The sequence below is a fragment of the Chitinivibrionales bacterium genome, assembly GCA_014728215.1.
Lineage (GTDB): Bacteria > Fibrobacterota > Chitinivibrionia > Chitinivibrionales > WJKA01 > WJKA01.
In genome coordinates, this window is sequence record WJLZ01000198.1 from 18,136 (window position 1) to 32,402 (window position 14,267).

Here is a 14,267-nt window from a genome sequence, read left to right on the forward strand (position 1 = left end):
GGATATCTCTATTATTTTATCCTAAAGGGACGGAACAATGCAAGATAAAGCTTTGGAAGATAAATTGAAAGGATAAGAAGCTATAAAAAATCGGCCTGATCTTTTTGAATGCTGATTTTATTCATTGCATTTTTTTGTATCTGGTAGTAAAAATGTTTTGAATCGGGAGAAATAATGTTCGATTTTTCACCCGAGGATTTCCGGTATGAACCTGGAGGCAGGGCGATAACTTTTCGGGGACGGAAATGATTGCGCAAGCTTCGTATCTCCATGTCCTCTGCCCGGCTGATTATCAGTATATCGATCGATTCTTTGAGAACGGGAAGCATTATTGAATCGGATACACCGAACCGGGAATCACAAATAAGGAATGTGATTTTGTCTAATTCGGCCAGGAGGCCGGGGACATTATTGTCACCCGCAACAACCCTGATTTTACCACCGGAATCGAGGGTGTACCGCGAGGTCGCAAAAGTGGGGGAATTATCGGAAGCCCCCTCCGGTTCGATTGTATCGATTCCAAGGGTTATCTGTTGTACCGGTTCGGGGGTTACCTTCGAAAGAGATGGAGAAAACGATGGAAGGGTGACCAGCGAGATGCTGTCGAAGGGAAATTGTACCCCTTCGGCGCCGGATGAAACCGAGAGAGGGAGTATGGTTGCATAATCCGGCGATCGGACAAGAGCAAGCCAGGTTACTGACGAATTCCCCGCCAGAATGCATTTTTTTTCAAATATAAAGGGATTATTCCGTCCTTGTTTTGCATACCAGGTCAACAGTACCACAATCGTAACAATCACGACAATACGAAGCAGGGAACGGCGGCTCGAATGCTTGTTGCCTGAATAAAAAGAACTTGCTTTCCGTACCCTGTTCAATCGTTCTTCCCGTTCTTCTCTTTGGTTGTACATAGACAGGTATGCTCCCGGAGGCGGAATGATTTACAGCTCATTTGTTTTAAATGTCAATCTCGTTTCCCAATGAACAGACTCATCGGGGGAAACGGAAAACTTAACAAAGGGTTCCGGACAGACAGCGGTTTTTTCGGCATAAAAATTGTACTTCGAAGGCGGCTTGGTACCCTCGACCGTGATCGATGCACCGGAGAGCCGGTTCGTTACAATGCACTGATTTTCTTCGGGAACATGGGCAAGATCTTCAAATTCGGCCCAGAGAGCTTTACCGCCCAGATTGCCTGTTATATTCAGAACAGAATCGGATATCACCGCGTAACCTTCCATTTTTCTTTGAATTTTCTCACTTACTTTCAGGACAAATGGAAACCTGCATCTGTACATGGAATCGACAGGATATTCATCAATGGTGATGAAATTGTGGCTGTAGTGTTCGGTGGTGATCTTCCGGTTGCCGATATTATGGAGCGTATGCGAAATTGTGACTGCCGGGGTATCCTGAGAAAGATATATCTGCTTGATATAAGAATATCCCCATCCTGATGCCATGGTCAGGTCCTGTTTAAATTCGATCCACTTGTTTCCTTCACACCTGATCTGCCACAGTCCCTGCTCGGCAACCGGGTAGGAGGTGTTCATGAAATATTTGTTTGTGGTTTTTATCAATTTGCCGACGCCGATTTTAACAAAGGTATCACCTGAATCTACGGCGGAAAAAAGCGGAGGGGTTTCCATATCGAACTCTTCTGCAGGTCCGATTCCGTGCCCCGGATCTGAAGGGTCGTGCGGGGTCTTCCATTCGGAGAAAAATGAATGACCGTTGTATTCGACCTTTGCGATCATTCCCGACCAGTCGAATCGTGTCCCCCGGTAATAGCCGCACCGGGAATTGGGGGTATAAATCGTCACACGAAGCATTCCGTTTTCAAGAATAATCCGGGGCGGGTCCATTGAATCGCAAAATGCTATATTTGTTAAACGGCTGTTGCATTGTGATGGTGGGGTATGTCCCGTCGCGTTTTCAGAATCAGACATCTCCGCACGGTCCTGAGTGCGCGTTTTTTCGCATGTCGCATTGATCGATGTCAGACTGAGTGCAATAAGAAAGTAACCAAAAACACGTTTTTTACCCATAAAATACGCCATAAATTCCTCCGGAACGGTTCAGTTATCCTATTAATCAAAATAATGCATTGTAGGGGGTGGAAGAATGATTTATGTGTCAATGGATTGTTTTTATTCCTGTAACATAGTAGATTTTCTATATATACGCATAAAAAACCAATTAACGCTGAAAAAACGATGCTAATATACTATAATTAGGAAACATAATAACTTATAAATACATACGGCTGTAGCAACTTTTCAATGTATCCCCAAAAATTGCGAAACAGTATTATTCTCATATTTTTTGCCGCAATAAGTGCATGGCCTCGCATATCTATAGCACTATTCCCTTTGAATGATAAAAGTGGTAATCAGATGAATGAATGGGTCAGCTATGCTGTTCCTGATCTTCTTTTCAGGTCTTTAAGCATGCTGGAGGGGGTGCAGGTGTGGGATCCGATATTCCTTTTCAATGCTGATTCGGTGGGCTGGGAGATGGAATCGGATTCTCTTTTACAATTACACCGGCAGCAATGGGAATGGAATATCGTTGCTGGTGGACGGTATCGGGTTAGTGGTGATACCGTTGCGCTGGAATTCCTTTTTATCGATGATGGAGAGGAAAGATGGGATAAAAAAAAGATTACCGTGAGGGGTAATATCAGAACATTTTCTTATCTTTGCGATAAAATACTTAAAAGGTTTGTAGAGGATATTGGGCTTCCGGCATCAGAAAACGCTGCATCCTATCTGAAAGATTCTCATGCAAGCCGTAATTATCAGGCCTATGCAACCTATGCAGCAGGATACGGATTCGAACTCACAGGGGAGTACCCTGCTGCTCTATCGGCCTATTACCGGGCAATCGATATAGATCCATCCTTCTCAATAGCCCGTTATCGCGCAGCGCGCATACATCTTCTTGCCGATAATCACGTAAAAGCGCTCGAGCTGCTCCAAAATTCAGGATTTACATCATCATTCGATCCCCTTGCCAAGGCATGGGCTGCCGAATTTTATATCGACAATGAAACACCTGAAAAAGCACTTGGATTTACCGATAAAAACCGGAGTGTTCTTGAGAAAACCGCGTGTGGACTGAAAGCTCTGGGCAAAGCCCATCTTCTTGAAGGGGCCTATGACCGGGCGGAAGCAATGCTTACCAGGGCTTCAGCCTTCGGCCCGTCGGACCTGGAAACCGAGTTTTTACTGGCCACGGTTTTTCTTTCTACCGGACGGTTTACCAGGGCTTCAGAGATTTTCAACCATCTGATCGAACTCCAGCCCCGCAATATGAAATATTATTCCCATCTCGGTGGGGCATTTCGCCGGGCGGGCAAACTGATGGAGTCGGTTCAGGTTCTCGAGAATGCACTCAATATCGAACCGGATAATCCATCAATTCTGATCAGTCTTGCCCAAACCTATTCTCATCTGGAATGGTATGAAAAAGCGGAGCAACTGCTTTTGCATGCCCTTGAGATAAATCCTGATCTTGATGTTATCCATTTAAATCTCGGGGTACTCTATTGGCATCTCGGCAAAAAGGAGAAGGCCGAAAAAATATTTACCCAGTCGACAAAATCCGTAAAAAACACACAGCTGGCGCTTAATAACCGCGGAAATATCCATTTTCTCAAAGGTGAAATCAAAAAGGCAATCAAATGTTACCGTAAAGCGGATAAGGCCGGTAAAAAAAGTGATATTATCCTGTCGAATATGGCATCCGCCTATTTGGCGGTAGGGAACAAAAAGGATGCGTTTGCGTGCCTTGAAGAACTGATCCGCTTGTCTCCCGTCAATATCGACGCCCTCGATCAACTTGCCCGTATTGCCGAAGAACAGGAAAAATATAAAAAAGCCGAGGAGTATTATCTCGAAATTCTGCAAGCGATGCCTCATTCCGAAGATGCAGTGACCGGTCTTGTGGGTATTTACAGAAAACAGGAAAGGTATGATGATGCTGTTGCTGTTGTTGAATCCTACCTTAATCGGTATCCCGGAGACAAGCGTCTGCGGCTGCTTCTTGCAGATATCTATTCCCAACGGGGATGGTATGAAGTTGCTGTGGCAAAATATGAGGAGATGATACGGGATTTTCCCGACGATCCCCAAATCAAGTTACGGTTCGGTAAGAGCATATACGATGGTATTACTTATCGGGAAAACAGCAACCATGACCGGGCTGTTTACGTCCTAAAAAGCGCCGCCGCCGGCCTGCCCGGTAATCCTGAACCGGATTATCTGATCGGTATGATATACATGGACAAAAAGTACAAAGCTCTCGCTGTGGAACACTGGAACAACGCACTAAGCAAAGCAACCGACAGGCGGCTCATTGCCAGGATACAGGATTTGATAGCAAAGGCGCAGCGATGAACAATAGCCGGTTTTTAATTTCTTCACTGTTTTATCGTGGGACACTTCTGGTGCTCCTTTGCAGCGCATTTTTGTTTGGCCGGCCCGACACAGTACCCACCTGGCTGGATACAATTCCTCCGGAAATAACGATATCGCCAAAAGAAAAATATCACCGCACGATTTTTCATGTATCGCTGGAAGCCGATGAGGTCGCTACCATTTTCATGGGCATTAATACCCGCAAAAAAATGAAGGTATACCGCCGTCCGGTGACAATTACCGATGATGGGAAAGTGACTATTTACTTTCGTGGAGAAGACGATTTTGGAAATGCCTCGGAACTGGATTCCATGATATATGTGCTGGACCGCCGTTTGCCGCAGCTGAAATTTCAGCCGGAGCCGGGGCAGTATCGAAAAGAGATTGTAATCCATCTTTATTCCGATGAACCGGTGCAGTATTTTTTCCACCGTTCCGAAGACGACATGCCGGGGAAAAAAATTCCCGATTCACTTGTCGTCTCTCGGAGTCTGAAGGGCTTTTTCAGTGTACTGGACAGTGCCGGAAACCGGACGTTCAGTGATATGGTACACTATACTGTCGACACAACGAAAATTGAGGTTTCAGCTTCGCCTCCCGAAGGCTTATATAGTCAATTACAGGAAATCAACCTTTCTTCGACCCCCACGGCGGAGATCTACTATTCCTTCGATCCGTCCGCTCCAGCCGACTGGTTTGACAAATACGATAAACCGGTAAAGCTTCCCTACGGACTGACCGTCCTCAGATACTTTGCACGCACAAAAAGCGGTGTGAAATCCGGGATCTATCACTCAAAATATGTCGTGGATACAATCGCCCCTTCGGTCAGGTTCGATTACCGTCAGGGACCATCGATAGACACCGTGGTTTTAAGTAGCCGTGAAAAGGCAAACATCTGGTATACCCTTGAGGGCACGGTGCCCACCGAAGAGAGCATTCCCTACACAGGCCCGATTACGGTTAAGAAAGTAGACCGGAGCACCATCCGGGCCAGAGCAAAAGACAAGGCAGGGAATCTGTCGCAACCCTTTGAGTGGGAGCGCAAGTATGATAAAGCTCCTCCTGTTGTTACTCTGTCACATCCGGAAGGCCTGTATACCAAAAAGCTTTCGGTTCAGATCAGCGCTAATGAACCGGCGAATATTTACTATACGCTGGATGGTATGGAGCCGACAACGAAGTCCTTTTTATATCGGGAGCCTCTTTCGATTACAAAGGAAGGAACGACTGTTCTCAGGTGTCGTGCAGTCGACAGAGCGGGAAACAGATCGGAGGAGGTTACTGCTACCTATACGATCGATACCAAACCGCCTCTTGTCAAAGCGCGGATCGAACAGAATGTACAAGAGAATATCTATACGGTAACGCTCTATTCCAACGAACCGGTACGGATTCATTATGAAACAGGTTCTGTAACGCCGGGGATGTCGTCGCCGGTGTATCGGGAGAAACTTACCATGCGCAGCGGACAGGTGCTTCGATATTTTGCCCTGGACAGTGCCGGGAACCGGAGTAAGGTCCGGGTGATGAAAGACCTGATTCGTCCGATCGTCTCCGCCTCACCGGGGGGAGGTATATTCAACAGGCAGGTCCGTATCGGTTTTATAACCAACATGAGTTCTACCATTAAATGGCGCCTGCTTCCCGATACCACTTTCCGCGCCTTCCGGGATTCCATAGAGCTTTCGCGCCAGGGGACACACTCGATAGAATATTATTCAGTTACCGCCGACGGTATGCGGAGTCCCTTTCACCGAAACGAGTATGTTCTCGACTGGACATCTCCCCAAGTCAACGTGACGCTACGCAGGGGGATCGGTGATTCGGTGTCGGTATTTTTCGAATGCAGTGAGAATGCAACAATATATTACACAACCGATGGTTCGAGTCCTCTTTTCAGCGGCACGGTCAAAATGGCCGCCAATAAATTTCTTTCATCCCGTGACCGGATCAGTGTGATGCGTGACAAAGAGATCCGGCTGACTTTTTATGCCGAAGACATTGCCGGTAACCAGAGTGCATTGTCGATATATGATCTTTCGAAACCCCGGGTAACTCCAAATGTTCCCTCAGGGCCCGAGAGGGTCTATAACCGGTTTCTTTCGGTATCGCTGAATACACTCGACGACCGTTCTCAAATCTATTACAGCCGTCACGGCAACAGGCCGACTCTCGACTCAACACTCTATACCGCGCCGATCACCCTTCTCCATTCCGATACAATTGTAGCATTCGTTATGGATGCATCCGGATTCAAGGGAGATCTCGATACGTTCATTTATCATATCGATCTACCTCCTTCTGCCCGGTTTACTACTTCTCCGGACACCATATATGCCGGCGCTCCTATGATGTTTAATGCCCTTTCGACGACGGATCCCGAAGCTGCTCCTGAAGAACTGCTGTTCCGGTGGGATTACAATGGAGACGGTGTTTTTGATACTGATTTCGATGCCGGACCGAAAAATGAGTTTGTCTTTGATCGGGGCGGCCTCTATCCGGTCCAGCTTGAGGTTAAGGATCCTTCAGGCCGTACCGGAGAAATCGTTCGAAAGATCCGGGTTCATGAATTATGTCCTCAGGGAATGCGGTATGTTATCGACAAAAATGGTCGCAGCTTCTGTATCGATAGGTATGAATGGCCGAATATCCGGAAGAAGGTTCCACAGACCGGCTTTACATGGATAGAGGCAAAAATGGAGTGTATCAATGCAGGAAAGCGGCTCTGCACTGCCCAAGAATGGGAGAGTGCATGCCGGGGAGCAAGCGTAACTGCCTATCCCTATGGTTCTTCCCATGAAGAGAAGCGATGCCCCGACAAGGGGAGGAGGCTTTTCAAATCAGGGTCTTTTAATCGATGTGGTGAAGGGTATGGGCTTTCGGACATGGTTGGTAATGCCTGGGAATGGGTCGATTCCAGACGGGGCGATTATCCTCTTATGGTGGGCGGGTCGATTACGGACGGAAAGGATGCCCATTGCGGCGCCGTATCACCGGGAACAGTAACCACACGTTCGGCTCATATCGGATTCAGGTGTTGCAGATGAAGCGAGCAGCGGCAATCGTCATACTCTTTATTTCCTTTGGTCTTTGGGCAGATCAGAGCATGGCGCTCGAGTGGCTTCTTGAAGACGTTCATTCCGAGGAGTATATACGACTTCCCGTCTCATCGGTAACCCGGCCTGAAAATGTTCGCCGTGCCATGGAGCATTACCATGCCGGTGAATACCGGAAAGCAGCGCGGATTCTGGAAAGTGCTTTTAAGCTGGGGCTTCCCGATGGAGACATCGATTTTATCGGTTTTGCCCTTGCTGAAAGCTATCGTCAACTTGGCCTTGAGAACCTGGCCCGGGACAAATACCTTTTTCTGGTCGAGAAGACACCGGAGAGTGATAAGGTGGCGCCGTCTTATTTCCGGTTGATTCAGTATGCTTATGAAGACAGGGACCTTGAGACCGCCGAATCGATTCTGAAGATATACGAAGAAAGGTTTTTGCGCCACCCCTTGTACCAGCCGGTTGTATATTCGCTGGCAAAGCTTTACTACAGAAAAAAGGAGTACGGGGCCGCCGCCGGATTGCTCGAAAAAATCACACAACAATCAGCGTACCATTCCCAGTCTCGTTTTTTGATGGCTCTCTGTGAAATAGAATTGAAAAATCCTGATAAAGCACTTCTTCAGCTCGATTATGTCAGAAAAAATTCAACAGATGAAGATCTTACCGCCGAAGCATCCATCCTTATCGGAGATTTGTATTACCTTCAGGATAACCCTTCTACTGCGCAGGAATATTACCGTCAGGTTCCAAAAAGCGCTTCGCGGTACGATTATGCACTGGTAAAAATAGCCCGCACCTATTATGACCTGGGAACGTATGATGAAGCCCGGGATTATGCCCGTGATTTCATACGAAAGAATCCCAACAGCAAATATTTTTTTGAAATGATCAGCCTTCTCGAACAGGCTTATCTGGAGACCGGCGATACAGTTAAAGCACATTCCATAAACGATCTGGTTTACAAAAAAATTGTCAATGCCCGTCTTTCATTTGAGATATACGACGAATTGACCTCACTCGCGGAAGCTGTTGCCGATTGGAAGCAGATTGAATTCATCGGTCTCCGCAGAAAGGATAAGGCACTCGAAAAGACCGTCCGGGAAAATATCGAAAAGCTCGAGAATCTGAAAAAGGAACATCTGGCATTACTTGTCAAGATGGGGGAGCGGAGTTCTGATGACAAAACCGGTGAATCGTTCAACCTTGCTGTGCGTCAATATCTCTCTATCCTGAAAGAGCAGATTGTCGATAGGGAAGACAAGCTTATCGATCTCAGAGGGAAAATTGAAATAGACACGATCGAATTGAAATCATCGCCCGGGGATACGGTTCTGAGAAATGAGATCGTTTTGCTGAAATCCCGTCTGGACAGCACAGAAAAGGCCATGCGGCAGCTCGAACACGAGTATGCGATCGTGGTTGAACAAGCCAGGCGTGCCGATAAAAGGATGAGCCGTCGCGATCATGAAGGACCGGCTAAATACGTGGACTGGTCCTTTATCAAATATCAGAAAAAGAAAAACCATCTCTCCGAAGTCAGTGCGCAGATGTATGCGACAGATACAATTCCACCCTCCACCGACTCCTTATCAGATAAGGGACAGAAAGTCGCACGGCAATTTTCCGAGATCGATTATGAGAGGCTACAGAAGGAGTTGGCCGGAGAAAGAGACCTTTTGATTAATCACATTAAGGCTATGCAGGAATTCTATCCAAATAATAAATACTCGGCCCGGATATTATTTCGGCTGGCGGAACTTTATTTCGATGGAGCAAGTGATGATTTCGGGAGGCGGCTTGCCGAGTATGAAAGGAAAATGGAAGAGGGCGAAGATACCGCCGGACTCGAGTTTCCCGATTATGACCTCAGCGAGGTTTTGAGGATTTATGACAAGATTATTTATGAATTTCCAAAAGATGAAAGTGCCGATGACGCCTATTTCTATAAAGCATTGGCGCTCCAGAAACTCGGACTCTATGGTGAAGCCAACGATATACTTGTACAGCTGACTGAAAAGTATCCCGAAAGTGAATATTTTGTCGAAGCAAATATGAATGTCGGACGATACTATTTCGAACATCCGAAAATAGAAAACAACAAAGGATATGATCTTGCCGAAGAGGCGTTCAGAACAGTTCTTCAATACCGCGACCATCCCCAGTTTATACAGGCGTTGTATAATCTCGGATGGTGTTATTATATGCAGGATCATTACGAAGATGCGATTGCTGTGTTCAAATACCTTATCGAAGAAGTTGAATTGGATTTCGATCCCGAGAAGATGGATGAGAAACAGGTGGTGAATCCATTGTTGAGAGGAGAAGCGATTGACTATATCGCTATCAGCTTCGATGAGGAAAAGCAGATCGATGATGCTGTTAAGTTTCTCGAGTTGATCGGAAATATCGATTATGCCGCCCTGGTTCTCCAGAGAATCGGTGAACTACGATCGGAGGTTCAGGATTATGATGTGGCGATACGGGTCTATCGGCGGCTCCTGGAGGAATATCCCCACAGCATTGCGGCGCCGGATGCCGGGAGCGCTCTCATTACCATCTACGACGGCACCAATCGGAGTGAGGAAGCGCTCGAAGAGCGGAAACGATTTTTCAAGAATTATGCCCGTGGTTCCGAATGGCATACCACCGTTGGGGAGCGGGACAGCACAGCGGTTATGCGTGTTGATTCATCTGCGATTGCAAAGGGGCTGTATGTTGCAGATTCCTATGTCCGGGACGCCGAAAGGGAGGTGAGCTTAAAGGATTATACTTCTGCAGCCGAATACTACGACCGCGTTGCGAGTGCATACCCGAATCATCCACGGGCTGTTGAGGGGTTGTGGAATCTGGCCGTTATCTACGAAGACAAACTCGGCAAGCCCAAAGATGCCTATACCTGCTATTTACACTACAGCAAGCGGGAAAATGCGAATAAGGCACGGCGGCACCAGGCCGCATTGAACGCTATTGCCCTGGCGCAAAAGATGCAACCTCCGGATTCGGCAGTCGCAACCGGTGACCTCGAACCGTCAACCGTGGTTATGCTTGAAGCAATCACCAATTACCTCGAGAATTTTCCGGACGGCAATGCTACCAGTGATGTTATGATTTCAATGGCTGCTGTTTATTTCAATCGGGACATGTATTCGAATGCGGCAAAAATATATAACGATATCCTGAAAAAGGGGAGAGGCGACAAGAATTATTTCAGGGCGATGCTGCTTTTGGGGCAATGTCATTTTGGCGAAGAAAAATGGCAGCGGGCTTCCACTGCCTTTAAAGAGGTATGGCGGAAATCGCCGGATCCCGAAATGAAAGAAAAAGCCTACAACCTGCTGCTTCAATCGGAATTTCTCGCCGCGAAACAGTATCAGAGTTCCGGGGATCATCGCAAAGCTGCAGAGGCGTTTATCGAAATCGAGGGCAGCTTTCCAGGAAGTCAATACAGTGGTGTTGTGTTGTTCAATGCTGCTGAAGCCTATGAAAAGCTCGAGGAATGGGATGAATCGGGGAAGGCCTATTTCCGCCTTGTGGATAAGTATCCGCAGTCGGAACTTGCGCCCGGCGCGCTTTTTAATGCAGCGTCGAATTACGAAAAAGTCGACAAATTCGATAAGGCGGCCGAAGCCTATGAAAAGCTGGTCGATAATTATCCCGATTCGGATAAAGCCAAAGATGCACTCTTTAATGTCGGTTTCTGCTACGAAAAAATGGGCAAACTCGACAAGATGGCGGAAGTCAACGAGCGGTATACAACGCTATATCCGGATGAAAAGGACGCCGGCGCCATGCTGATCCGGTCGGCAAACTTTTATTATAAAACAAAGATGTATGCCAAAGCCAAACAGGTTTACAAAAATTATGTCCGCCGTTTTGGTAATACTCCGCAGTCGGTCGAGGCTCTCTTTATGATTGGAGAGATTCATATGGTGACTGATGACCGGAAAAATGCGGTGATGTTTTACGATCAGGCCGAAAAACAGAACCTCCGGTTTGCTGAAGCCGGTAAGGAAACAAACAATTACTTTGCCTCCGAAGCCGCATTTGCTACGGCAGAAATCAAACGCAAAGAATTCGCTGAAGTCAAATTCGATGCCACAGGGGAAAAATTGAAAAAGCTTCAGGAACAAAAATCCTCACTGCTGGCCCAGGCGAGTAAATCGTATACCAGAGTAATAAAATACAAAAGCAAGCGGATGTTCGAAGCTGCCTATCAAATTGGTCAAATGTATGAAAACTTTGGCCGCGACTGGTTCGGACAGAAACGTGAAAAACTCGACCCCATTAAAACGGCGGTCTTTGAAAAAGACCTCTATCTGGTGACTTCAGGGCTTATCGAGCGCTCATTTAAACCCTATGAAAAATTAATAGAAATAGGGCAGGGGTTTGATTCTTTGTCGCAGGAAGATAAAAAATGGATTGAAAATGCCAAAACGAAAATCTGCAAAAATCATATTCGTACCGGGGATATGATTGTCAATTCGGTGGGGGCAATGTATAAGGCTCCTATCCCTGATGAAATCAAGAAAAAGCCGCTCCATTATTTTCAGTATCTGAAACAGTTGAACGAAACGCTGAAACCAATAAAGATAAAAGCCCGCGACTATTTTCTTAACGCATACCATCATCTTAATGAGCTTGAAATATGTCCTCAGAGTGCTCAGCGGTGTTTAGAACGGTTTGGACAACTCAATTACATGATCGGCAGTGAGTATGAAAAACTTGCTCAGAAAATTGTCAAGGAAGAGTATGAGACGCCTGGGGGACTCGATGAAGTGGAGAGGGAAGAATTATTGTTTCAACTGGAAGATATCGTTTTTGAACTACAGGATAATGCGATTTTCGCTTACGAAGACGCTATGAACTGGGCTCAGTCCAACACAGCCGATTCGGGGCCCTGGTATTCTAAAATCATGGAGGGTCTTGCCCGGTTGAGTCCGGATATGTATGGTGCTGATTTTTATGAAACCAGGGTAATACCATCAAACCGAAGCTGGGTAGTGAGGACGGATGAAGCGGGGAGCTGGTACGGTGATTCCCCACCGCTTGAGGGATGGAAAGCCGCAGCAGTTCAGAAAGAATACAGCGTTCCACCGTTCCCTTCAGGTAATCCCGAGGCGATATGGTCGCCGGATTCACAGGCAAAACGGGTATTTATCCGTAAGGATATTTTTCTTGACGGCAAGCCGAGGGACGCGGTCTGCTATTTTTCGGTAGCCGGTAAGTACAAACTCTATCTCAATGGACAAGTTGCAATTCAGGATACACTGGGAGAAAAAACAGATTCTCAAATCGATAGTCTGGGAAATATTTCGAGGCTTTTACGAGGCGGCGATAATGTTGCCGCTCTGGAGGTTGAGTGGACACAAGATCGTCGTCCCGGCGTGGCGTTGTGTTTGAAAACCATGCTTGATACTACCACAAAATTTACTTCTTCGGCCCCCCGGATAAACGTGGCGTCAATGGGGATTAAACCGGATTCTTCGGCCGACGGAGCACTCGGCAGCATCGATTCTGCATTGTCGGAACCACCGGAAAGCACACCCGATTCAACGGCTGTTGTCAAAAAAGGGATCAGTGAAAACTGGTATGTCCAGGAATACAAAAGCAGGGGAGAACTGCTCAATGCTATCGAAGATTATCAAAAGCGCTCCCAGGATACGCAGCAGGCAATTCGTAAAGAACGGCTCGAGTTACGAAAACTTCAGGTAAAAGAAGAATTTCTCGATGCCAAAATCGAGACAATGAAAAAAGAGATCGAAGAATTAAATCGTTCGATCTCTGAAATGAAACGGGGCAAATAGAATCGCCGAGTTATCTGATAACCGGCATTTTTCCCTGAACTACTTTTTTACCGGTTTTCCACCGGTAAATGATTATCTTTCCTGCGAGTAGAGAAGGCGCCTGAAAAATGCTGTTCTTGCGAAGCGCGTGATGAGCGATCACTTTGCCGCTTGGTGTGAACAGTGACAGCGTGCCGTTTTGGGGTATAGTAAAAAAGGAGCCCCTGCCTGTCGACAGTGCCCGAAATTTGAATATGCGATTGAACGCAATTCCATTGGTCACCGGAGTTTCGATTCCCTGAAGGATGCTGAAAACAATATCGCCTTCAGGTTCTCCTACAGGGTTATATCTGTATTGAAACTGTTCATTGATAGAGAGATCGTAGACGCCGTTTTCGGGTTCACGGCTTGATGAGTTGCCCCAGGGAATAGCGCCTTCGTATATGCCCGGTGAGGATTCAACAAGGGTGACAACTTCTTTCTCCTGGGAAGGACCAAGCAGGGTTATGAATACCGTATCGGTCTGGGTTGTTTTATCGTCGTCATATACCCTGATATGCAAGGTGTCGCTTGCCTTACTGAAATTAGTGAGTTTTACCTGGTCCTCTCCGGCGGTCTGTGATGCGTCGAGTATCTCGATAAAGAGCGAATCGGATCTTTTCCTGTAATTCTCCAGTGATGATGAATCGGTGTAGGAACTGCTGTTGTTGAAATAAATCTCGGCTTCCTTGACTTCAAGGACAACTGATCCGGAGTAAGGATCCTGGTCTTCCTCGCCGATTCCCAAAAAGGAGAATGAGATTTCATCGTCGATACCAACATCGAACTTATCGTTACCGGGTATGCGGGCGGATGGGTCCCCGTATTCGATTGAACCGATATATGTGCCGGTACCGGATTCGATAAGCGTGACGGTTTCGGTTTCTCCGTTGGGGCCGTTCAATTCGATTTCTGTGGTATCGACCCCCTTGGTCCTGGAGTCGTCGTACACCTGGATATAA

General features: G+C 46.8%; 5 protein-coding genes. 3 read left to right on the plus strand and 2 right to left on the minus strand.

Annotated features, from left to right (window positions below; translation table 11 throughout):
* Positions 1-80 precede the first annotated feature (80 nt).
* Together GF401_17860 and GF401_17865 are read right to left on the minus strand one after the other, a co-directional pair.
* A complete protein-coding gene (locus tag GF401_17860; GenBank protein ID MBD3346923.1) occupies positions 81-911 on the minus strand; it encodes a hypothetical protein in 831 nt (276 codons plus the stop codon).
* Positions 912-941: 30 nt separating this feature from the next.
* Positions 942-2,060 (minus strand): hypothetical protein, encoded by a 1,119-nt coding sequence (locus tag GF401_17865; protein MBD3346924.1) that lies wholly within the window; start codon positions 2,058-2,060, stop codon positions 942-944.
* Positions 2,061-2,282: 222 nt separating this feature from the next.
* On the opposite strand from GF401_17865, the gene GF401_17870 reads away from it, so the two are divergent.
* The 3 genes from GF401_17870 to GF401_17880 are packed head-to-tail and all read left to right on the plus strand — an operon-like array spanning position 2,283 to position 13,287.
* Positions 2,283-4,400: a tetratricopeptide repeat protein gene (locus GF401_17870; protein ID MBD3346925.1), complete on the plus strand. Its 2,118-nt coding sequence runs from the start codon at positions 2,283-2,285 to the stop codon at positions 4,398-4,400.
* Positions 4,397-7,471, plus strand: coding sequence for an SUMF1/EgtB/PvdO family nonheme iron enzyme (locus GF401_17875; GenBank protein ID MBD3346926.1), 3,075 nt, complete (start codon positions 4,397-4,399; stop codon positions 7,469-7,471). Before GF401_17870 ends, GF401_17875 begins: the two co-directional genes overlap by 4 nt.
* Positions 7,468-13,287 (plus strand): tetratricopeptide repeat protein, encoded by a 5,820-nt coding sequence (locus GF401_17880; protein ID MBD3346927.1) that lies wholly within the window; start codon positions 7,468-7,470, stop codon positions 13,285-13,287. Before GF401_17875 ends, GF401_17880 begins: the two co-directional genes overlap by 4 nt.
* Positions 13,288-14,267 lie beyond the last annotated feature (980 nt).